The sequence below is a fragment of the Gemella cuniculi DSM 15828 genome (assembly GCF_000425665.1).
GTDB classification, from domain to species: Bacteria; Bacillota; Bacilli; order Staphylococcales; family Gemellaceae; genus Gemella; species Gemella cuniculi.
Genome location: NZ_KE384436.1, coordinates 1 through 23,575 on the forward strand (window position 1 = coordinate 1; position 23,575 = coordinate 23,575).

Consider the following 23,575-nt stretch of genomic DNA (forward strand, 5'->3'; position numbering starts at 1 on the left):
AATTCAAGGCAAAAATCAAAGACGGAGCGAATTTATCAAAATACATAGAAGAAGGAACAATAAAAGTACCAAACAAAGCGAAGTATAAAGTAAATAACAATCCAGAAAAAGACTCAAACACAGTAACGGTGACACCGCCGCCAACAAACCCAGAAATTAAGAAGACGGTAAATGACAAAGAGCACGACCAACTAGGAAATGTAGAAGACGAGTTCACATACAAAATCGAAACGAAAGTACCAAAAAATGCAACAGCATTAAAAATAACAGACGAATTAGAAAAAGTATTAGAATTCAGCGGAGAAGTAAAAGCAACAGTAGATGGCAAAGAAACAAAAGGGGAAATCAAAAAAGAAGGACAAAAACTTACAGTAGAATTAACCCAAGAAGAAATAACAAATAACGCAGAAAAAGAAGTAAAAATCGAATTCAAAGCTAAGATTAAAAAAGATGCGGATTTAAGTTCGTATGTAGACAGTAAAGACGGAAGAACAAAAGTACCGAACAAAGCGAAGTATCAAATAAACAACAATCCGAAAATAGAAAAAGAAACGCCACCAGTAACGGTGACACCGCCACCGACAACACCGGAAATAACTAAGAAAGTAAATGAAAAAGAACACGTAGACTTAAACAAAGTAGACGAAGAATTCACATACAAAATAGAAACAACGGTGCCAGAAAACGCAACAGACTTTGAAATAACAGATACAATAAAAGATGTATTAGAATTTAGAGGAGAAGTTAAGGCGACAGTAGACGGTGAAAAGATAGAAGAAGTAAAAACAGAAGGAAAAAAACTAACAGTAAAACTATCAAGAGAACAAGTAGAACAAAAGGTGGGCAAAGCGGTAGTAGTAGAATTCAAAGCTAAGCTAAAAGAAGGAGTAACGCAAGAGGAACTAAACGCATATCTAACAAAAGAAGAAGTGCGAGTACCAAATACAGCAGAGTATAGAATAAACCTAAGCGATGATCCAAAACTTAGAAAAGAAACGCCACCGGTAACAGTAACACCGCCACCGACAACACCGGAAATAGAAAAAACAGTAAATGACAAACAAGAAGAAACATTAGGAAGCCTAAGTGAAGAGTTTACATACAAAATAAAAACAAAAGTACCATATAACGCAACAAAATTCAAAGTAGAAGACGAAATAAAAGACGTACTAGAATTTAGCGGAGAAGTAAGTGCGACAGTAGACGGAGAAAAAATAACAGACGTAACAAAACAAGGACAAAAACTAGAAGTAAACTTAAGCGAAGAGCAAGTAAAACAAAAAGCAGGAAAAGAAGTCTATGTAGAATTCAAAGCGAAAATAAAAGAGGGAGCGAATTTAACGCAATACATAGAAGAAGGAACAATAAAAGTACCAAACGTAGCGAAATATATAATAAACGACAATCCAAACAATCAAAAAGAATCAAATATAGTGCCGGTAACACCGCCACCAACAACCCCACCAATAGATAAGAAAGTAAATGGAAAAGACAAAGAGATTCTAGGAGAAAGAAATCAAGTAGTAACGTACACAATAGAAACAAAAGTACCAGCGGCGGCAACATACTTTGAAGTAGAAGACACACTAGAAAAAGTGTTAGAATTCACAAGAGGAGAAAAAGCAAAAGCAACACTTGATGGAAAAGAACTACCAGAAAGCCAAGTGGAAATAAGAGGAAAAACAATAAAACTAAAACTAACACAAGAGCAGGTAGTAGAGAAAACAGGAAAAGAAGTAAAACTAGAATTCAAGGCAAACATAGAAGCAGGAGCAGACTTAAGTCCATACATAAAAGAAGGAAAAACAAGTGTACCAAACAAAGCAAGCTATGAAATAAACCACGAACCAAAACTTCGAAAAGAGTCAAATATAGTACCGATAGAACCACCTACAAGACCAACACAACCGCCAATAACAAAAGAAGTAAACGGGAAAGAAAAAGAAGAGTTGGGAAGACTAGACGAAGAATTCACATACACAATAAGAACAACAGTACCGAAGAACGCAACAGAGTTTAAAGTAACAGATGCGTTAGAAAAAGTATTAGAATTCAGAGGAGAAGTAAAAGCAACAGTAGATGGAAAAGAAGTAGGGAAAGAACAAATCCATATAAACGGACAGAACTTAGAAGTAGAACTAACAAGAGAACAAGTTTTACAAAACGGAGAAAAAGAAGTTAAGGTAGAATTCAGGGCGAAAATAAAAGATGGAGCAGATTTAACAAGATACTTAGTAGAAACAAAACCAAGTATACCGAACAAAGCCCAATATATAATAAACAATAACCCAGAATTCATAAAAGACTCAAATATAGTGCCGGTAACACCGCCGACACCAGAGCCACCAAAACCGGGAGAAAAAACAATCAACTCGGAAAACGGAGAAGAACAAGAAACAATAAGACAACTAAAAGTAGGAGAAGAAGTATTCAGATACGACATAAAAGCAAAACTAGAAGAAAATTCATACTACAAACAATTTAGCATAGAAGACAAACTAGAAGAAGTGTTAGAAGCAAGAAAAGCGACAATAAGAATAAGCGGAGAACAAATAGAAGAAGACAAAGAACTAGTAGAGTTAAAAGAGCTAAAAGAAAGAGAAAAAGAAATAGAAACAAAACTAGGACAAACAAAAGCTAACGAAGCAGAAGGGAAGCAAAAAGAGCTAGCAAAAGCAGAAGAGAACTTAAAAGAGCTAAAAGAAGAGCTAGGAAAACAAGAAGAAAAAGAAACAAAAGAAGCAAAAGAGCTAGAAGAGAAGATAGCAGAACTAAAAGCAGGAACAAAAGAGTTAGCAAGCAAAGAAAAAGAAGAACTAGAAAAAGAACTAGAGAAGCTAAAAGAAGAGATAAGAAAAGAAGAAGAGACAGAAAAAGTCAAAGCGATAAGGGAAATAAACAAAGCGTTAAGAAGCCGAAATGAAAAAGGAGAAATTTCGGAAGAAGAAGCAAACAAACTAGGAAAACTAGAAAAAGAAGGAAACAAAGTAAGATATGAGATAACAAATCCACAGATTCTAAGACAATTAGAAGGAAGAGAGATAAGGTTATCGATATATGCGCAGATAAGAAACGGGGCGGACATAAGTAAATATAACCTAAAACGAGTACCGAACAAGGCGACGATAGAATTTGATCACAAGCCAAAAGAAACAAATGAGGTATATGTAGTACCGCCAGTACCACCGGTAACCCCACCAGTGGTGCCACCGAAACCGCCAGTAGTACCACCGACACCGGAAGTGCCAGCTAAGCCAAAAGAAGAACCTAAGAAACCAACAGAGCCGAAGAAAGAATTACCAAAAACAGGAGAAGGGCCAGTAGAAGGAAGATGGATAGGAGTAATAGGATTAGCGATAGTGGGACTAATAGGAAGAAGGAGAAGAAGAGAGAAATAAAGAGAAATAGAAAAAGGGAATAGACCTAGGAAAAAGTTTCAAAGTGAACCCAAGATAAGGAGGAGACTCTGGATCTTGGGTTTTCAGATGGGAGAAAGGGAGAAAGGTAAGGAAGAGGATGAGCTTTTGGAAGAAGTGCGAGGAAGAAATAGATAAGAGTGGGAAAACTGCAAGTAATTTTGGAATGTTAGGATTATTAGCAGAGGCGTTTATCTATATTAATGTATTACAAAAAAAGATAAACAAAAAAGTTTAATATAAATTATGAAAGGATATATAAATTAAAATATATCCTTTCTTTTTACAATATAAAAGTGAAGTATAAATGAAATTTCATACATTTGTATATATTTATTTGAAAAAATTAATATAAAATGATATTATAAAAATGTTATGAAATGTTAGAAAGATATATTTTAATAGTTGATGAATACCCAGACATTATGATTGGAGAAGCTATATGAATATTCTTATAATAGATGATGAAAAAATGGTATTGGAGGGGGTAGAAGAGTATTTAAACAAGGAAGGATACAATGTTTTCGCAGCATTGAGTGGAGAGGAAGGAATAAACTTATTTAATAATAATTCTATAGATTTAATTATTTTGGATATAAAATTACCAGAAAAAAGTGGATTTGAAGTGCTTAGAGAAATAAGAAGAACTAGCAGTATTCCGGTTATAATATTAAGTGCAGCTAGTGATGAAAAAACGCAATTAGCAGGATTCGATTTAGCGGCGGATGATTATGTTACTAAACCATTCTCATTGCCAGTATTGTCGAAAAGAATTCAAGTATTATTAAATAGGTATTATGGAGAGCATAACATTTGGAGTTATAAAGATGCAAGTGTAGATTTTACCAGTTATAAGGCTATACATTCTGGCAAAGAGGTGGATATAAAACCTAAAGAACTAGATGTATTGAAATCACTTTTGCATCATCCTAATCAAGTATTAAGTAGAGGACAAATTATAGAACAAGTATGGTCAGATGTGGAGGAGATTCCTTTGGAAAGAGTTATAGACGTCTATATAAAAAATTTAAGAAAAAAACTAGGGTTAGATTGTATTGTGACAATAAAAAATGTAGGATATAAATTAAAACTATAATGAAGGGTATGAAGATTTTCCCAAAAACGTTTATTTATACGATCAGTATTTTGGGGAGTGTTATTATATTGGCACATGCTATTTTTTATTTTATATTTCCAGTAGTTTATAAAGAGCAACAGGAGAAAAAAATAAAACATAGTGCGGATATTTTAATGGAAAGTCTAAAAGGCAAAGACGTAAAAGAAGTCAGAGAGATATTAGATTCTTATTCGAAAAATGTTGGTGTGACAGCACACATAAAAGAAGATATAGATGGTGGGAAATTCACGTTAACACATGATTTAGAGTTAGACATCAACAAAAATAACTATTATCTAATAATAGAAGATAGACAAATGACTACAAAAGATGGAAAAAGGATTACTGTCCAAGTTGTATCTGGAGAGGATATAGTAGAGGATTTTATACGAGTTCTTATAATTAGTTTACCAATTGCGGCAGTGATAACATTACTGTTTTCTGTGGTATTTTCTTATTTTTATTCTAAAAAGATAGTAAAACCGCTAATCTACATAGCGGATACGACGAAAAGAATGGAAAATATGGATGTTGATGCTAGATTTGTTGTGAATCAAAGAGATGAAATAGGAGAAGTTGGAGCACGAATTAATAAAGTGTATGAAAAATTATTATCAGTAATAGAAGACTTAGAAAAGAAAAATGATAATATTAAAAAACTTCAACAGCAAAAAGTAAATTTTTTAAGGAGTGCTTCGCATGAGTTAAAAACTCCACTAACAAGTTTAAGAATAATATTGGAGAACATGATTTTTAATATAGGAAAATATAAAAATCACGAAGAATACTTAAAAAAATGTGTTACTATAATAGACAATTTGGATGTCTTATTGAAGGAAATTTTAGAATCATCAAAATTTCAAGAGTGGACAGAACATAAGGAAATTCAAAATCTAAATGTTGTACTTGATCATATTTTAATAAGATATGAAGAATTAAGAGAAAACAAAAATATTAGAGTAACCAGTGTATTGAATGCCAATTTAGAGGTTTTAATGAGTATGCAAGCGTTAGATAAAGTTATGTCTAACGTTATAAGTAATGCTATTAAATACACACCGCAAGGTGGCGAGGTCTCAATTTATAATGAGGATAATATTTTGGTGATAGACAATACATGTACACCATTAACTGGAAAAGAGATGAAGGACCTATTTAAGATATCTTATCATACAAGAACTATAGATAAAAAAGACGATGGTAATAAAACAGGATTAGGATTATATATAGTGAAAAATATTTTAGAGAGTTATAATCTTTCTTATAGTTTTACACCTTATGAAAAAGGAATGAGACTAAAGATTGCGTTAAGGGAAGATATTGACTTAAGAAATAAAAGTTAAGATTTTGAGATATAAACTCAAAATCTTTTTTAATTTTATATTTAAAAAAATACTAATAAAGTAGTTTTATATTTTTAATTTTTTATTACCATAATAGCAAAAAATAATAAAGGAACCAGTGTAAGAATTTTCATAGTAAAATGGATTTAATAAATATTCAAAATTAAATTTTTCAAAAAAATTGATGGCTTTGTCATTATTTTCTTTTTTTGTTCCCAATAATATATCACGTTCATTCAGATCGTCTATAATATTTTGCATAAGCTTAGAACCATATCCTTTACTTTGATAGTCAGGCAATAGTGCAAATTCTTCTAATTCAAATGCTTTGTTGTAGAATTTTTCTTTCATTTCTTTAGTAAAATCTTTTTTTAGTTGAGTTGCCCACCAGTTTGTTTCCATAAAATCTTGACCATTTGCAAAACCAATGATTTTATTATCTAGTTTGACTATCCAGACATGAGTATTAAAGCCATTATTTTTACTATATTCAATTCTAGTTTCTAAGAATTCGGCATCTTTTTCATTATAATTTAAGGCGAGTCTATATATACTTTTTATTTCAGGATAGTATTTTTTGTATTCTTCTTTTTTAAGTAATCTTATCAAAATAAAATTTCTCCTTTGTAAATAATAATTTAGAATATAAATTTAGGGGAGTTGAAAGTTTTTGTCTTTCTACTCCCCTTTTTATGTGACTTAAATCTAATGTGATTTTTTAAAGTCATCTTTACACAAATTAAAATCGCAAGATTTTAAATTCGTAAGTTCTTCATTTTAAAATAGCAATTATGCGTCAGATCTAGCAAATTTATTTTTCATTTCGCAGCTTGCGGTGAAAAGAGCTTTATCAAGTAAATCATCAGTTTCTACTTTTAGTTTTTTTGCAATTTCATCATTTGCAGTTTCACAGAAATTTTTTGCATCTGTACTAGAAATCTTTTCTTCTTTGAATTTTTTATCAAACTTGTTAATTAATGCTGTTGAATCTGATTGAACTTTCAGTTGATAACGTTCAACATGAGAGGCAGTTTGAGAAAAATGTGAATCACAAAGTGCAGCGATTAAACGATTTGTCCAGTAAAAGTTTTCTGTAGTTACTAGATTTGTTGTATTTGCTAAATAGTTGGGTGTGTTGTTAATGTTAGTATAGAAAGGAACTATTGCATTAAACACGCATGAACCTACTGCTAGCCATTGAATACTTTTAATTTCATCAGGCATATATGGTCTTATTTGTACTAAGCCTAGGAAATTAGTTCTATTAATTCCAATTGGGCGTAGTGTTCCTTTTTTTACAGAGTGTATATCTTTTGAGTACATATCATATTCTGTTCCTTGATAGTGATGAGAAAGTGCGTATTTAATATCTTCTATCGTAATTTTTTTCTCTGGTATTCTTGCCCAAGGGAGATTGTCTGAATTTGGTCGATAATCGGCATTAATTCCATCCCAAGTATTGGTAGTAGGATTAAAATAGCGTTGAAGTATCCATGCACGTGGTGTGTTATAAGTATGATCTGCATCACTATGACTACCAAAAGCGTATCTAGGATTAAATTTACCATCAAGTGATAAATCTAAGTGATATTCTTTTATAAATTCTTTTAAGTCAGAAGAACACATAAATTCTTTTTTTGCACCAAATGCATCTTCAAAATCAAATTCATCAATGCCAAGCTGGTTAGGCATAATTACATAAGCATCATCTGGAACACGTCGTGCAATCCAGTGATGACCTCCAACTGTTTCTAACCACCAAATCTCATTTTCATCTTGGAAAGCAATACCGTTCATTTCATAAGTACCATATTTTTCCAATAGATTTCCTAAGAAAGTTACACCCTCTTTTGCACTGCGTATATATGGCATAACTATAGTATAAATATCTTCTTCACCAATACCACCAAACTGTTCAGGAATATATCTTTCTTCACCGATATTTCCAACAGCAGCCTTGTATTCAACCAATGGATCAGCTCCTAAGACTCTTTCATTAGAGGTTATTGTTTCTGTGGCACTCATAGAAACATTAAGTTCATTAACACCACATTGTCCCCAAATTCCATTATCTAAAATTGCATTAGGAACAGCTGTATAACGTAAGGGATTGTCAGGAAGATCAATCTCTACTTTTGATATTACTGATTTGTATTTTCTAGGTTGTTCTTCAGGGCTAACGTTAATAAATTTTTTAGCTTTAAAAACCCCAGAAGGTGAATCTTCTGTACGAGCCACCAAAGTTGAACCATCGAAACTAGCATTTTTTCCTACAAGAATTGTTGTACATCCCATAAATTTCACTCCTTATATTAAATATTATTTTTTACTCTAAGTTGATACTTAGAGTGTTAACATATTATAGATTAAAAATTAATTGACTTTAAAACTATGATTTAAAGTCTATTCTTCAAATATTTTCAAGATTATATTTTTCATGATATTCCTCCCTTTAGAAAATAATCTTTAATTATATTGTAGACCTTCCTAAATATTTATTCAAGTGATAAATAAAAATTATAATAAAAAAATTTATTTTTTAAATAGTAAAACTTGTGTGAAATTAGTTTGTGGTTTGATGATTTTAAAATCTGCTGTAATTGCTATTGATAAATATAAAAAAATATTAAGGAGGCTAAAAATTTCGTTGCAAAATTTAAAATAATAATGGGAAAATTATTTTTTTAAAACTATATTTTTGTATGAATATTTGTGTTATAATATGCTTGTTGATAAATTTAGGAAGGGTTGGGGAAGATTATCAGTTGATTTTGTTTAAAAATAATGTGGTGTTTATTTATTAGTAGTTACTTTTTTAAAAGTACCATAGCTTTTTTAATTAAAATAAGCTGTAAAATAAAATTTTTATTTTAAGAAATAGATAGTTAGAAAAATTTAATTTTTGAAACTTAGAGTGTTAATCTACCCTTTGGTATAAGTATATGTATGAAAAATTATTAATGAAGACAGCTCTTCTTGCTGGTAAAATTCTTATGGAAAATGGAGCAGAAGTTTATCGTACAGAAGATACTTTAGAACGTATTATTAGAAAAGGTGTTGGAGAAGAAAAGGCAGAGGAGTATTATACGCATGTAACTCTTACTGGTATTTTTGTTAGGATAGAAGGTGTAGGCACAGACTTTAGAAGAGTAGATGATAGAACATATAATTTAACTAAAACAACGGCTGTTAATACTTTATCTCGTGCTTATACGTCTGGTCAAATTAGTTTAAAAGATATGTATAGTGCTTTAAAAAGAGTTCAGTCAGAAAAGAGTAAGGTGAAAAACTGGTTTAAGATTTTATGTTCAGGAATTCTTAGTGGAAGTATTGTTTTGATATTTGATGGTAGTTTTTGGGATGTTATACCAGGTAGTATTGCCGGGGCTGTTGCTTATTATGTTTATATTAAAGTAATTTCATACTTAAAAGCTCCTTTCATTTCGGAGTATATTAGTACTTTTATTGGTGGAATTGCGGGATATTTAGGTTATGCACTTTTAAATGGGCAATCATTAAGACTTGCGATGATTGGGGCTGTAGTTCCTTTGGTACCAGGAATTACTATAACTAACTCTATGCGTGATATTATGGCTAGACAATATATTTCAGGAGTTATTAGATTCGTTGAAACATTTTGTGTGGCTTTTGCACTTGGGGCAGGAATAGTAACGGTTTATTATCTAGTAAGTATATTAGGAGGTGTGTTATAATGCTTTTGCTAATATATCATTTTGTATTTAGTTTTATTTCCTCTGTATCTTTTGCAATTTTGTGCGAAGTGCCAAGGAAAACTCTGGTAACGGGTGGAATTATTGGAGCAATAGGTTGGTGTGGATATTGGGAAATGTGGAGTCATGGACACAGTGTCTTTATGGCAAGTTTGGTGTGCTCACTTCTTTTAGCAAATATAAGTCAAATTTGTGCGATAAAATTTAAGAATCCTCTGACTGTTTATTTCGTTCCAGGGCTTGTACCTGTAGTTCCGGGAGTAACAATCTATGATGCATTTAGAACTTTGTTGTTAGATGAATATTCAAATTCAGCTCATATATTTTTAAATAGTTTTTATGGAGCGGTGGGGCTGGCAGCAGGAATAATTATAGCTGATTCTATATTTAGAGTTATAGTAGGACCATTGTTACAAAAGAAAACTAGAATTTAAGTACAGAGTAAAAATATATAGGTTTTGTAATTTACTACATTTTGAAATTTAAAAATAAATATTTTTTTCTTGAAAAAAAACATTTATTTTGATATACTGTAATGAACACAAGGGATTAGCTTGCGAATGTCGTGATAGTATCGTCAGTACGAAAAAATATTTTCCGGTACTATATTAAATAGCGAGACTTGGTTGGAACACAACCGGTCTCGTTTTTTTATTATATTAAAAAATTGGTTTGTATTTTCTAAAGGAAAAAGCAAAGCTGAAACTTGTGTTAAAAATTTTGAGAAAGTGAAAGGAAGAAGAGATGAAACATTTTTATCAAAAAGAAAGTGAAGATATATTAAAAGAATTAGATACTACGTCTTCTGGATTAAGTGATAAAGAAGTAAAATTGCGTCAGAAAAACAATGGACTAAATGTATTGCCAGAAGCAGCACGTCCTAGTGCGATTCAAATTTTTCTAAGTCAATTTAAAGATTTAATAGTATTAATATTAATAGCGGCAGCGATTATTTCAGGATTTACAGGAGATCATGAATCGTCTATAGTTATTGTCATAGTACTGATTATTAATGCTATTCTTGGAACTAGTCAAACTCTTAACGCTCAGCGTTCTGTTGATAGCTTAAAAAAATTATCAGTACCAAAGGTTAAGGTTGTACGTGATGGTATAAAACAAGAAGTTAACTCACATGAGTTAACCGTAGGAGATATTGTAGAATTTGAAGCGGGTGATATGATTGTTGCTGATGGTAGAATTATTGAGGCAAGTTCGCTTCAAGTAAATGAATCAGCACTAACAGGAGAAAGTCATGCAGTAGACAAAAATACTATTGTAATTGATAAAGAAGTTGTTGTTGGTGATCAAACTAATATGGTTTTTACAGGTTCACAAGTAACATATGGAAAAGGCAGTGCAGTAGTAACTAGTATTGGAGTTGATACAGAAATAGGAAAAATTTCAGCCCTACTTAATAACGCATCTAGCGGAAAATCTCCATTACAAAAATCTATAGATGAATTTTCTAAAAATCTATCTGTTGGAATAATTATTTTGTGTATTGTAGTGTTTGGCTTAACTTATTTAAGTTCAGGAGATTTTGGAGGAGCGGCGATGTTTGCCATTGCTTTAGCTGTTGCAGCAGTACCAGAAGCACTAGCTTCGATAATTACAATAGTAGAATCTCTAGGATCACAAACATTAGCCAAAGAGAACGCAATTATGAAAGATATCAATGCGGTGGAAACATTAGGTTCAATATCAATTATTGCATCAGATAAAACGGGAACATTGACTCAAAATAAAATGACTGTTAATGATATATATTTAAACGAAAAACTTCTTATACCTAGTGAGATAAGTGTAAATGATAGAGCTGGAAAATTATTAATGAATACTATGGTGCTTACTAATGATTCATTTATAAATGGCGATCAAAAAGTAGGTGATCCAACAGAGTTAGCATTGATAGAACTAGCTAGAAAGTATAATATAGTTGAACAAGAATTAAGAGTTAGTTATCCACGTATTTCAGAGCTTCCATTTGATTCTGTTCGAAAATTTATGTCGACATTGCAAGTTGTTGATGATGAGAAATTAATGTTAACAAAAGGGGCAACGGATGAGCTTCTTAAAAAATGTAGTTCAATATTAATAAATGGTGATATTCGAAAAATTACAGAAGAAGACATAGAAAAAATTCTCAATCAAAATAATAAGTTTGCCGAAGATGGACTTAGAGTTTTAGGGTATGCTTACAAAAATTTTGATAAAGATAATCTAAGTTTTGAAGATGAGAGTAATTTGATTTTTGTTGGTTTAACATCAATGATAGATCCACCACGAGAAGAATCAAAAGATGCGGTAGAAAAAGCTATTAAAGCAGGAATCAAACCTATTATGATAACTGGAGATCACGCAGTAACAGCACGTTCAATTGCAAGAAAAATCGGAATTTTTCAAGATGGAGATATGGTTGTTGATGGGCTTACACTTGATAGTATGACTGATGAAGAATTAGCAAGAGATCTAGAAAAGATTTCAGTCTATGCACGTGTTGCTCCAGAACATAAAATCCGTATCGTTAATGCCTGGCAAGCAAAAGGGAAAATTGTTGGAATGAGTGGAGATGGGGTTAATGATGCACCTGCACTTAAACAAGCGGATATAGGAATAGCTATGGGAATAACAGGTTCTGAAGTATCAAAAGATGCTGCGGATATGATTTTAACTGATGATAATTTCGCAACAATAGTAAAAGCAGTAACAGTTGGAAGAAATATATTCACTAATATCAAAAATGCAATAAAATACTTATTAACTGGGAACACATCGGCGATTTTCGTAGTAATAGTTACGACCATTTTAGCATTTTTCAATAATAAATTTGTAGTTCCGTTTATGGCAATCCAACTTTTATTTATAAATCTGGTTACTGATTCCCTACCAGCTATTGCTATTGGAACAGAGCCTGGAACTGACGAAGTATTAAAACAAAAACCAAGAGATCCAAAAGAGCCAATTTTAACTCGCAAAACTACTACTTCAATTTTAAGTGAAGCGGTATTAATAGCTACTTCTGTTTTTAGCGGATACTTAATTGGAGTAAATACGGGTGTAGGGTATGCAACAACATATGCTTTCTTGATTTTATGCTTAGCAAGATTATTCCATGGTTTCAGTTGTCGAAGTGATTTGCCTTTAACTAAAATAGGAGTGTTAAGTAATAAAAATACTATTTATGCATTTTTAATAGGAATAGTATTAGTAGGGATAATAATATTTATCCCAACAGTAGGTGGAATATTTGGAGTTATGAATTTAAGTATAAAACAAATATTAACAATACTATGCTTAGCTATTTTGCCAACAATAATTGTTCAAGTAATAAAAATAGTGAAAAACAGATAAAAATAGTAGTGAAGTTGTAGTTAGAAATAGCTATAGCTTCACTATTATTTTGCTATGATAGAATAATTAATTATTATTTAATGCATGGTTTTGAGTATGATATATAGTTTATTTATCTTTAAAGATTTTATTAAACGAAAAGATTATATAAAATTAGATTATCTATTAAAACTTATAAAAGGTGATTAAAATAGCACTCTTAATTATATTATAATACTTAGAGATGTTTTATTATTCTGTGCCTACCTTTATTTCATAATATGAGAATTTAAAATAATTGTCAGAAAAAATAAATTTTATTTCAAAAAACTATTGACAAGTTTTTTAAATAGCAGTATACTTAATTACAAGTTAATGATTCACACATTGATAAGATAAGTAAGAGTGAAAGATTGTAAAGAGAGTCTCAGTTGGTGAAAAGAGATCAATACGGAAACTTTGAAAATGGTCTTTGAGTGTTAGTGGTCGAATAATTAGACCTCTACGGGTGGACCCGTTATAGCTCCAGGGTATAACACTAAGTTTTTAGTGCGTACTTTTTGAGTTGATATTTGTGAGAATATCATAAAGTAAGGTGGTAACACGTAAATTAAACGTCCTTGCAGAAGTTTATACTTCTGTGGGGACTTTTTTATTTCTCAAAAAATTAACAAGATGATTTAACTGAAAATTATTTTAAAAATTGGAGGAAGAAAATATGTCAGAACTATTAAACGTCTATAGCATTTTAAAATCAAAAAAATGGGTTAATCTGAGTCATAAGATTGACGAGAATTCTCCTAAGTTTCCAGCTTTACCAGCATTGAAAAAAGAAACTATTTTTACTTTGAAAGATGGATTCTATGTTCAAAAGTTTTCGGTAGTTGGACAATATGGAACTCATATTGACGCACCTATCCATTTTGTTGAAGGTGGGAGATGGCTTGATGATATTAAATTAAAAGATTTATTATTACCACTTTATGTTATTGATAAGTCACAAGAGGTTGAAGAAAATAATGATTATGAAATTACAAAGCAGGATATACTTGATTTTGAAGCTGAGTATGGAGAAATTCTTCCAGAGTCTTTTGTAGCATTTAGAAGTGACTGGTCGAAACGTTGGCCAAATTATGATAGGATAAGAAATTTAGATGAAGAAGATGTACAACGAACTCCTGGTTGGAGTAGGGAAGCCTTGGAATTTTTAATCAAAGAGAGAAATATTAAGGCAGTTGGTCATGAAACCTTGGATACTGACTCGGGTGTTAGTGCAGCTAAGGATGGTCTGATTCAAGAGTACTACCTATTGGAACAAGATATTTATCAGGTTGAAGTGCTTGCTAATTTGGATAAAGTTCCAGCGGTAGGATCATTAATTTCGGTAGCTTATCCAAATTGGAATGAGGCAACAGGATCACCAGCAAGGGTAATTGCAATTTTACCAGAAAATGAATAGTCGGTCTTTTTAGAAATAGGAAAAAGTAATTATATATAAGTTTTGAAGTTGAAAAGTTAATGAAGTAAAAGTCTGGAAAAGTTATAAGAAGTTTAAATAAAAGAAAATGAAAGTAAGTTTTTAACAAAAAATATAGAAATGGAGAAAGTATTATGTGTCAAAATTGTCAAAGTAAAGTAGTAGGAACAGCACCATTTAGAGTGGATCATGTGGGGTCATTTTTAAGACCGAAAGAACTAGTAGAAGCACGTGAGAAGTTTTCAAAAGGAGAAATTACACAAGAAGAATTAACAAAAGTGGAAGATAAAGCAATAACAGAGTTAGTAGAAAAACAAATTGCAAGTGGTTTAAAGGGAGTAACTGATGGAGAATTTCGTCGTGCATATTGGCATTTAGACTTCTTCTGGGGATTAAATGGAGTAGAGCATATTCGTGGAGAAAAAGGTTATGCTTTTAAGGGAATAGAAACAAAACCTGATACTGTAGCATTAACTAGCAAAATAAGTGGGAAAAATCATCCGTTTGTAGAACATTACAAGTTTTTAAGAGAGCTTGTGGAAGGTAAAGATGCAGTTGTTAAATTCACTATTCCTTCGCCATCACAATTTTATTTTGAATTAATTCGAACAGAAGACCATATTAAAAATTATGAACAATTTTACAAAAATTTTGATGAATTAGCAGAAGGTATTGTAAATGCATACAGTCAAGTGATAGATGAATTATATAATGAAGGATTAAGAATTTTACAATTTGATGATTGCACATGGGGTGCGTTAGCGGATGATGGTTTTGCTAATCGTTTTAGAGATGAAAGACCATTAGAGGAGGTTCGTCGTGATTTTGCAGAGCGTTGTTTAAAATTAAATAATGCGGTGATTGCTAATAAAAAAGAAGATTTAGTAATAAGTACTCATGTATGTCGTGGTAACTTTAATTCAAAATGGATTTCTCAAGGTGGATATGAAAAAGTAGAAGACGAACTATTAGCAAAAGAAAATGTTGATGCGTATTATCTAGAATATGATACAGACCGTGCAGGAGATTTTAAACCATTAAGAAAAGTAGGGAAAGATAAAAAGGTGGTATTAGGTTTAATTACTTCGAAATTTGCAGATTTGGAGGATAAAAACGAAGTAATTGCAAGAATAAAAGAGGCAAGCGAGTATATTCCATTAGAAAATATTTATCTAAGTACGCAATGTGGATTTGCTTCGACAGAAGAAGGTAATATATTAACAGAAGAAGATCAATGGAAAAAAATTAAACTTATAAGTGAAATAGTTAATGAGGTTTGGGGCGAGTAATTTTAAATTAAGAAGTGAAAGTCAAGAATAGCATTTTGAACAAAAATAAATAAAAATAGATTGGAGAAAGTATTATGTGTCAAAATTGTCAAAGTAAAGTAGTAGGAACAGCACCATTTAGAGTGGATCATGTGGGGTCATTTTTAAGACCGAAAGAACTAGTGGAAGCACGTGAGAAGTTTTCAAAAGGAGAAATTACACAAGAAGAATTAACAAAAGTGGAAGATAAAGCAATTATAGAGTTAGTAGAAAAACAAATTGCAAGTGGTTTGAAGGGAGTAACTGATGGAGAATTTCGTCGTGCATATTGGCATTTAGACTTCTTCTGGGGATTAAATGGAGTAGATCATACACAGGCTAAAATTGGATATCAGTTTCATGATGAAACAACAAAACCAGATTCATCAGATGTTGTTGGCAAAATAAGTGGAGAAAATCATCCGTTTGTAGAACATTTTAAATTTTTAAATGAACTAGCTGGAGGTGATGTAGTAGCAAAACAAACTATTTCAGCCCCAGCACAGTTTTATTTTGAATTAATTCGTGATGAAGAACATATTGCTCAAACAAATAGTATTTATCCAGATAAAGAAGAATTGTTTGCTGATATTATAAAAGCCTATAAACAAGTTATAGCTGAACATTATAAAGCAGGTTGTCGCGTAATTCAATTAGACGATTGTACTTGGGGAGCTATTGTTGATGATAGATTAATTAATCTAATTGCTGAGGGAAGCGGATTGAATCCAGAAGGAATAAGAGAGACGTTCCAAAAAGAATTTATTACTCTTAACAATGGAATATTAGAAGATCTACCAGAAGATTTAGTAATAAATACACATATTTGTCGTGGAAATTATCATTCAACTTGGGCAAGTGCTGGAGGATATGATTCAGTGGCAGACGTATTATTTGGAGAAGAGAATGTAAATGCGTATTACCTAGAATATGATACAGATCGTGCAGGAGATTTTAAACCGCTTGAAAAAGTAGGAAAAGATAAAAAAGTAGTACTAGGACTTTTGACATCAAAATCTGGAAAATTAGAAAATAAAGAAGAGGTAATCGCAAGAATAAAAGAAGCAAGTGAATATGTACCATTAGAAAATATTTATCTAAGTACACAATGTGGATTTGCTTCGACAGAAGAAGGTAATATATTAACAGAAGAAGATCAATGGAAAAAAATTAAACTTATAAGTGAAATAGTTAACGAAGTTTGGGGAGAATAAAATTAGGAACTGAAGTTAGATTGAAAGAAGAACTAACTTCAGTTTTTAGTTTAAAGTTTTAGAAAATCATTGTTTTGCACAGATTAAAATAGATAATAAATAGTATAGAATAAAAGAGAGAGCCAATGATAGTTTTAAAATTCTTTAATAAGTCAATTTATAAGTAGATAGAGGGTTCGAAGAATAATGTATTAATTCAAAAAAACTGATAGTAGTAATAGAAGTATAAAGTTATTATATTTAAAAGTAGAATTTAGATAAAAGTATTTAAGGTATTTACAGTGGGTTTTCTAAATATAGTTGGTGCTTTTTTGGTAAAGTTATTAGTGACAATAATTTTAGATCTGTTTAAAAAATATTCAGTAATTAATGAAATAAAGTTGTTATATCAAAATGGTAATGTAGATTTTAAAAAATATTTTTTGCATTATAGGCTGTTACTATCCTCTTTTTGACAGAGTTTATGTTTTGGAGTAAAATATAAGTTAATAAAATTTTATTATGTGGTAATTGGAGGCAGTATATGGCTAAGAAAAAAGAAATAAAAACTAATGCAATGAGATTTTTGGAAGATAATGAAGTAGAGTATAATCATTTTGAATTTGATGCGACTAGTGATGAAGCAAAAACTGGTATAGGTGTTGCTAATATAATTGGGCGAGATCATACACAAGTATTTAAAACGATCCTAACAACAGATGGAAAAGGAACATATGTTGTTGGAGTTTTGATGAGTGAAGATAATATTAATTTTAAAAAATTAGCAAAAGTAGCAGGGGTAAAATCGTTATCTATGCTACCGCTAAAAGATTTAACTAAAATAACAGGTTATGTAAAGGGTGGATGTTCACCATTTGCTATGAAAAAACTATTTCCAACATTTGTTGATGAAAAATGCAGAAATGTTGAAACGATAATAGTATCAGCAGGTAAGGTAGGACATCAGGTGGAAGTAAAACCAGAGATATTAGAAAATCTAATAGGTGCAAAAGTAGTAGATATAATAGCATAATTTTATAGATTAAAAAATATAAAGTTAATGAGGTGGTTAGTGTGAATGGTTTTGAAATTGTATTAAGGTTATTATTATCATTAACTTTAGCTGGAACAATAGGTTATGAACGTGAAAAAAATCATAGTAATGCTGGCTTGAAAACACATATGTTGGTAGGGATTGCTTCTACAATAGTAGGTTTAATTTCTTCAGAAATTATATATGGAGCAAAAGAAGTAGTGGAAAAATATCCGATTTTGACTTCAATTTATGGTGCAGATCCAGCTAGGTTACCAGCAGCAGTAATATCAGGAGTAGGATTTTTGGGAGCTGGGACAATATTGGTAACGAAAAGAAATGTTTCAGGGCTAACAACAGCAGCTTCTATTTGGGCGGTATCAAGCATGGGGCTTGCCTTGGGGTTAGGTTATTACAAAATTGGAATAATAGGGGCATTATTTATAATGCTGATTTTAGTTGTTGTAAAGAAATTTTTAGGATTACGAAGTAATAAGCAAGTTTCGATTTTTTATTCGGAAAAAGAAGTAGGAAAAGATATAGGAAAGCTATTAAAAAAATATAGTATTGAGTATCGTATTATTCATTATACTGTTGTAGAAGATAATGAGAAATTAACTTACATGAAAATGTATGAATTTTTGAGTGTGCAGAACATCACATTTAATAAAGTTTTTGATGAACTTATTATACTTGATAATATAATAGAGATAAAAGAGTTATCAGTTTAACTCTTTTATCTCTATTTCCTTTTTTGAATGCCGCTACCCAGAATTGAACTGGGAACGGAGCATTACCATTGCTCTATTATGCCATTTAACTATAGCGGCTACTAAAAACAATATTGATTGTTTAATTATATCATAAGTTGAAAAGTTTTTCTAGATAATATGAATTAGTATATTTCTTTTTAATAAATATTAACTTAATTTAAAGGAAAATGGATATAATTTGTAGCCAATACTTTTTTAGATATCTTAGGAAATAGACTTTTATCTTGAGAAATATTTAATTAAATGAAAGAGTATTGTAATATAAATGAAATAGTTTAGATATTCTACTGAAACTTTCTTTTGTTATAATCTTAAAGGTGAAGGAGGCGTAATATGTTATTTGATACACATGCGCATTTAAATGATGATGCTTATTTGGAAGACTTAGAAGAAACTATAGAGCGTGCAAAACAAGCAGGCGTAAAATTAATTAATATAGTTGGTTTCGATGACAAAAGTATAGAAAAAGCACTAGAGATCACAGCTAAATATGATTTTTTGTATTTGACAGTAGGATGGCATCCAGTAGAAGCGATTGATTTTACAGAAGAAAAATATGAAATGATAAAAAAAATTGCTCTAACTAATGATAAGGTAATTGCGATTGGTGAAATTGGATTAGATTATCATTGGGATAAAAGTCCAAAGGATATTCAAAAAGAAGTATTTAGAAAACAAATTGCACTAGCTAAAGAAGTAGGGAAACCCATTGTTATTCATACGAGGGATGCAATGGAAGATACTATAAAAATATTACAAGAAGAAAAAGCTAGTGAAATTGGTGGAATAATGCATAGCTTTTCCGGTTCGGTAGAGAGTATGAATATTATGTTAAAAGAAAACTTTTATATTTCATTGGGAGGTCCAGTAACATTTAAAAATGCGAAAACACCAAAAGAGGTTGCAAAAGCGTGTCCTCTTGACAAATTGTTAATAGAAACAGATTGTCCATACCTGACCCCAACACCATATAGAGGGAAAAGAAATGAGCCTGCTTATGTGCATTATGTGGCACAAGAAATAGCAGATCTTAGAGAGATAAATTATAAACAGCTTACTGAGCAAACATTTAGTAATGCTTGTAGATTGTTTAAAATAGAAAAAAAGGAGATTGATTAATAGAATGAAACTAGGAAAAATTATAGTTGCTGCGGCGACATCAGGAGTATTGTTATCAGGTGCATTTATGATTGCAGAAGAGTATACTGGAAAATCAGCATTTGCGGTAAACTTGGATAACACAAGAATAGATATTAAAACTAAAAAAGGAACTGTAAGAGAGGTACTACAAGCTAACAATATTCCATTTAGTGAAGAGGATAGAATTGAGCCAGGATTAGATACAAAAGTTAATGGCGGAGAAACTATTAATATCTTTAGAGCTCGTGAAATCACTATTGAAGATGGTGGTGTAAAAACAGTAAGAAAAACTACTTATAGAAAAGTAGAAGATATATTAAATGAATTAGGAATTACTGTTGGAGAGAATGATAAAGTAAGTCCAAGTGCTGATAGTGAAGTTGCCGAAGTTGATACTATAAAAATAGTTCGTGTAGAGAAAACTACAGAAACTAAAAAAGAGAGTATAGAATTTACAACTAAAGAAGAAAAAGATGATACTAAGTACACTGATGAAAAAGTGACGAAAGTAGAAGGAAAAACTGGAGAAAAAGAAGTAACTTATGATGTTGTTAAAGAAAATGGTAAAGTTATTTCTCAAACTGTAAATACAGAAAAAGTTTTAACTCAACCAACAACGAAAGTTGTTTCTGTTGGAACAAAAACACGACCAACACAAGCAAGTGCCTCAAGCACAGCTACCCAATCAGTGACGAAAACAGCGGGCGGTTCGGTAGTCTTGGCTAATGGAAATACAGCAGGTAGTGTGGGAGCTGCAGCAGCTCAAGAAATGGCACGTCGCACTGGTGTACCAGCATCAACTTGGGAAACTATTATTGCTCGTGAATCTAATGGCCAAGTAAATGCTTATAACCCATCAGGAGCGAGAGGCTTATTCCAAACAATGCCAGGTTGGGGTTCAACTGCAACTGTCCAAGATCAAATTAATGCAGCAACACGTGCATACAGAGCTCAAGGATTATCAGCTTGGGGTGTAAGATAATAAAATTTATCCAAAAATTAAATATAATTAAAAGAAGAGTATGATACTATGCTCTTCTTTTTTATGTTCAACAACAGGATTTGTAATGTATAAAATATGATTTATATATTGTTATTTTAATAAAAAAATAAAAAGAATAAAATTTCACATTATTTTATGAAAAAGTTAAGTGGTTTTAATGTTAGAAGTCTTTAATATATACTTTTTTAATTTTAAAGATAAAAATATTTAAAATATCTTAATGAGGTTTAGTTAATAGTTTTATAACATTTAATAAAAATAATATTGGAATTTTTTTTAGAAATGTGTTAATATAACAATGGTAGATTTTGACTATTGTATGTACAAATGGAAAAGGAGGGAAATATTATTTTGTTGTAACATACGATTTTCGAATTGTAAAATCTATTTTTCACAAAATTAAGAACTGATTCGAATGTGATTTCAGTTTATATTATATATTTCAAAAATGGTTTATGGAGGTAAAATAATGAATATAAAAATGAGAAAGTTTATGTATATTTGCTTAGCTTTCGTAGTAGTGTTTTGTACTAGTTTAACTGGAAAGAATACAAAGAGTTATGCTGTAGAAAATGACTATGATTCACGTTATGTTGGATGGACAAAAGCAACAGAGGCAAATTATGATGAAGCAATATATGTTTCAAAAGAAAATACAGATTTAACGGATGTAGCTAATGCAGTTGTAGCATATTGTTTTAACTTTACATATGCAACGCCACCTTATGTAGATAAAGGAGAAGAAGAGGCTGGAAAAACTAAACCTACGTATATTAAAAATAAAGCAACAACGCAATTGTTTGAGGAATTAGCAACGTCTAAAAGAGTATCAGGTGATGAGTTAGTTAAAGCTATTACTAAAGTTGTTTATAATGGTTATCCACATAATGCTGGTGGAATAAAAGGTAGTTTATCAGATGGACGCTTTAGAGCTGTAACTCAATACGCAGTTTGGTATTTTACAGATTCAAGAGTGCAAGAAGGATTATCAAGTGAAGAAAAAGAAGTTTTTGAACAGTTAACTGGACAAAAAGAAGGTGCTATAGAAGTACCAGAAAATGTAACACTAGATATTTATAAAAATACTATGGAAGTAAAAGCATCGACTGCAACTAATGCAGCAAAACCAGAATATCAACATTTACTTGCAGCAACATTAGTGGATAAAAATACAGGAAAAGAAATTACAGTAACGCCACAAAAAACTTTTGATGTACATGCTAAAAAAGAATGGGCTAATTTACCTGTTACAGGTGGGAAAACAGATGTGGAATTAACTTTATATAAAGATAATCAAAAAGTACAATTTAGTGATGGACAAGATAACCCTAAAAAAGTTCTTTCTACAGACACACAAGGAGAAGTTTCTTGGAAAAACCTTAAAGGAGAATTGTCAGATTATACCATTAAGGAAGAAAATGTGCCAGCAAATTTTGAAGCAAGTGCAGTAACAGGATCAGGAACCAAAGAAGATCCATATACAATAACTAATACTTATAAAAATCAAAGTACAACAAGTATTACTGTAACAAAACAATGGTCTGGAGAAGGTGTCCCAGAAGTTAAACCGGATGTTTATTTTGAGTTATTTAAATTTGGACAACCTGAAGCAGGAACAAGAAAGCAGTTAACAGATGGTAAAGTTGTATGGGATAATATAGCACCAGAAGATATCATGTTTTATAGTGTAAGTGAGGTAGATAAGGATGGAAAACCTTGGAAGGCTGAAAATTATAAAGCGGGCCGAGTGCAAAAAGTATCAAATACAGAATATACAGTAACTAATGAATATACAGCTCCTGAGCCAGTAGCGCCAGTAACGAAAGAAATCCAAATAAGTAAAGTAAACTTAGGAGGAGAAGAGATAGCTGGAGCAGAGATTAAAATCCTTAAATCTGGAGCAGAAGTAGCTAGCTGGACATCAGAAGCAGGAAAAACAAAAGAACTAAAACTAGAAGCTGGAGAATATACATTCCATGAAGAAGCAGCTCCACAAGGGTACAAAGTAGTAACAGACATCAAATTCACGGTAGAAGAAGATGGAACGGTTAAGGTAGTAGAGAAATCAGAAAATGATAAAGCTGAAGCTACAGGGAATAAGTTAACAGTGACAGATGATTACACAGAAACAAAAGTAAAATTCAGCAAAAAAGCATTAACAGAAAATGGAAAAGAGTTAGCCGGAGCAGAGATTGAGTTACAAACAGAAAATGGAAAAGTAATAGAAAACTGGGAATCAGATGGAACAATAAAAGAATTTAATTTGAAACCAAGAAACTACAAATTTATAGAAAAAGCAGCTCCACAAGGATATGCATTGGCAACAGAAATAAGTTTTACAGTAAATACAGATGGTACAGTAGTATCAAATGGGGTGAAAGTTGAAAGTGAAGCACCAATAGTAATGGTAGATGCATATGCAAAACAAGAAATCCAAATAAGTAAAGTAAACTTAGGAGGAGAAGAGATAGCAGGAGCAGAAATCGAAATCCAAAAAGATGGAAAAGTAGTAGAAAGCTGGACATCAGAAAAAGATAAAACACATGTAGTAAACCTAGAAGCAGGAGAATACACATTCCACGAAAAAGTAGCGCCAGAAGGATACGAAGTAGTAACTGATATAACGTTCAAAGTAGAAGAAAATGGACAAGTGACAGTAACAAATGTAAATGGAAATGAAGTAAAAGCTGAAGGAAACAAACTAACAGTAAC

At 31.3% G+C, this 23,575-nt stretch carries 17 protein-coding genes, 1 pseudogene and 1 other annotated feature; of the genes and pseudogenes, 16 read left to right on the plus strand and 2 right to left on the minus strand.

The annotated features are described in order from the left end of the window. The 4 genes from H612_RS0108635 to H612_RS0108650 all read left to right on the plus strand — a co-directional run. On the plus strand, window positions 1-3,398 hold a 3,398-nt coding region (locus H612_RS0108635; RefSeq protein ID WP_027131067.1), incomplete at its 5' end, for an isopeptide-forming domain-containing fimbrial protein. A 118-nt stretch (window positions 3,399-3,516) separates the two neighbouring features. Further along, entirely contained in the window at window positions 3,517-3,654 is a 138-nt protein-coding gene (locus H612_RS10030; protein WP_156882815.1) for a hypothetical protein, read from the plus strand. 204 nt (window positions 3,655-3,858) lie between these two features. After that, window positions 3,859-4,512, plus strand: a complete 654-nt coding sequence (locus H612_RS0108645; protein WP_027131068.1) for a response regulator transcription factor — start codon at window positions 3,859-3,861, stop codon at window positions 4,510-4,512. Between the two features lie 68 nt (window positions 4,513-4,580). Then, window positions 4,581-5,876: a sensor histidine kinase gene (locus H612_RS0108650; RefSeq protein WP_245570476.1), complete on the plus strand. Its 1,296-nt coding sequence runs from the start codon at window positions 4,581-4,583 to the stop codon at window positions 5,874-5,876. 66 nt (window positions 5,877-5,942) lie between these two features. Here H612_RS0108650 and H612_RS0108655 read toward each other — a convergent pair whose 3' ends face one another. Next, complete coding sequence (locus H612_RS0108655) at window positions 5,943-6,485, minus strand: GNAT family N-acetyltransferase (protein WP_027131070.1); 543 nt, start codon at window positions 6,483-6,485, stop codon at window positions 5,943-5,945. A gap of 180 nt (window positions 6,486-6,665) precedes the next feature. Further along, on the minus strand, window positions 6,666-8,171 hold the full coding sequence (locus H612_RS0108660; RefSeq protein WP_027131071.1) for a C69 family dipeptidase: 1,506 nt from the start codon (window positions 8,169-8,171) through the stop codon (window positions 6,666-6,668). Between the two features lie 647 nt (window positions 8,172-8,818). On the opposite strand from H612_RS0108660, the gene H612_RS0108665 reads away from it, so the two are divergent. From H612_RS0108665 to H612_RS09480, 12 genes and pseudogenes are all read left to right on the plus strand, one after another. Continuing rightward, window positions 8,819-9,589: a threonine/serine exporter family protein gene (locus tag H612_RS0108665; protein ID WP_027131072.1), complete on the plus strand. Its 771-nt coding sequence runs from the start codon at window positions 8,819-8,821 to the stop codon at window positions 9,587-9,589. Next, the gene (locus H612_RS0108670; RefSeq protein WP_051210217.1) at window positions 9,589-10,041 is read left to right on the plus strand and encodes a threonine/serine exporter family protein; all 453 of its coding nucleotides are present in this window, start codon (window positions 9,589-9,591) and stop codon (window positions 10,039-10,041) included. Before H612_RS0108665 ends, H612_RS0108670 begins: the two co-directional genes overlap by 1 nt. A 310-nt stretch (window positions 10,042-10,351) precedes the next feature. Next, complete coding sequence (locus H612_RS0108680; protein WP_027131073.1) at window positions 10,352-12,958, plus strand: cation-translocating P-type ATPase; 2,607 nt, start codon at window positions 10,352-10,354, stop codon at window positions 12,956-12,958. A 357-nt stretch (window positions 12,959-13,315) separates the two neighbouring features. Next, window positions 13,316-13,562 (plus strand) — a binding site (T-box leader). Window positions 13,563-13,655: 93 nt separating this feature from the next. After that, window positions 13,656-14,396 (plus strand): cyclase family protein, encoded by a 741-nt coding sequence (locus H612_RS0108685; RefSeq protein ID WP_027131074.1) that lies wholly within the window; start codon window positions 13,656-13,658, stop codon window positions 14,394-14,396. Window positions 14,397-14,548: 152 nt separating this feature from the next. Then, window positions 14,549-15,703: a 5-methyltetrahydropteroyltriglutamate--homocysteine S-methyltransferase gene (locus tag H612_RS0108690; protein WP_027131075.1), complete on the plus strand. Its 1,155-nt coding sequence runs from the start codon at window positions 14,549-14,551 to the stop codon at window positions 15,701-15,703. Window positions 15,704-15,777: 74 nt separating this feature from the next. Continuing rightward, window positions 15,778-16,935, plus strand: a complete 1,158-nt coding sequence (locus H612_RS0108695) for a 5-methyltetrahydropteroyltriglutamate--homocysteine S-methyltransferase (protein WP_027131076.1) — start codon at window positions 15,778-15,780, stop codon at window positions 16,933-16,935. Between the two features lie 523 nt (window positions 16,936-17,458). Further along, window positions 17,459-17,947 (plus strand): Cys-tRNA(Pro) deacylase, encoded by a 489-nt coding sequence (gene ybaK, locus H612_RS0108700; RefSeq protein ID WP_027131077.1) that lies wholly within the window; start codon window positions 17,459-17,461, stop codon window positions 17,945-17,947. 41 nt (window positions 17,948-17,988) lie between these two features. After that, window positions 17,989-18,678 (plus strand): MgtC/SapB family protein, encoded by a 690-nt coding sequence (locus tag H612_RS0108705; RefSeq protein WP_051210219.1) that lies wholly within the window; start codon window positions 17,989-17,991, stop codon window positions 18,676-18,678. A gap of 375 nt (window positions 18,679-19,053) precedes the next feature. Continuing rightward, a complete protein-coding gene (locus tag H612_RS0108715; protein WP_027131079.1) occupies window positions 19,054-19,839 on the plus strand; it encodes a TatD family hydrolase in 786 nt (261 codons plus the stop codon). A gap of 67 nt (window positions 19,840-19,906) precedes the next feature. Continuing rightward, window positions 19,907-20,221: pseudogene (locus tag H612_RS10315) on the plus strand (ubiquitin-like domain-containing protein); the annotation flags it as partial. Window positions 20,222-20,305: 84 nt separating this feature from the next. Continuing rightward, a complete protein-coding gene (locus tag H612_RS10320) occupies window positions 20,306-20,842 on the plus strand; it encodes a G5 domain-containing protein (RefSeq protein ID WP_245570480.1) in 537 nt (178 codons plus the stop codon). A gap of 490 nt (window positions 20,843-21,332) precedes the next feature. Then, window positions 21,333-23,575: SpaA isopeptide-forming pilin-related protein (locus H612_RS09480; RefSeq protein WP_035500589.1), on the plus strand; the 2,243-nt coding region annotated here is incomplete at its 3' end.

Coding starts and splice junctions, on each gene's coding strand:
- H612_RS10030 (WP_156882815.1), top strand. CDS start 3,517: ATGAGCTTTTGGAAGAAGTGCGAGGAAGAAATAGATAAGAGTGGGAAA.
- H612_RS0108645 (WP_027131068.1), top strand. CDS start 3,859: ATGAATATTCTTATAATAGATGATGAAAAAATGGTATTGGAGGGGGTA.
- H612_RS0108660 (WP_027131071.1), bottom strand. CDS start 8,171: ATGGGATGTACAACAATTCTTGTAGGAAAAAATGCTAGTTTCGATGGT.
- H612_RS0108665 (WP_027131072.1), top strand. CDS start 8,819: ATGTATGAAAAATTATTAATGAAGACAGCTCTTCTTGCTGGTAAAATT.
- H612_RS0108670 (WP_051210217.1), top strand. CDS start 9,589: ATGCTTTTGCTAATATATCATTTTGTATTTAGTTTTATTTCCTCTGTA.
- H612_RS0108680 (WP_027131073.1), top strand. CDS start 10,352: ATGAAACATTTTTATCAAAAAGAAAGTGAAGATATATTAAAAGAATTA.
- H612_RS0108685 (WP_027131074.1), top strand. CDS start 13,656: ATGTCAGAACTATTAAACGTCTATAGCATTTTAAAATCAAAAAAATGG.
- H612_RS0108690 (WP_027131075.1), top strand. CDS start 14,549: ATGTGTCAAAATTGTCAAAGTAAAGTAGTAGGAACAGCACCATTTAGA.
- H612_RS0108695 (WP_027131076.1), top strand. CDS start 15,778: ATGTGTCAAAATTGTCAAAGTAAAGTAGTAGGAACAGCACCATTTAGA.
- ybaK (WP_027131077.1), top strand. CDS start 17,459: ATGGCTAAGAAAAAAGAAATAAAAACTAATGCAATGAGATTTTTGGAA.
- H612_RS0108715 (WP_027131079.1), top strand. CDS start 19,054: ATGTTATTTGATACACATGCGCATTTAAATGATGATGCTTATTTGGAA.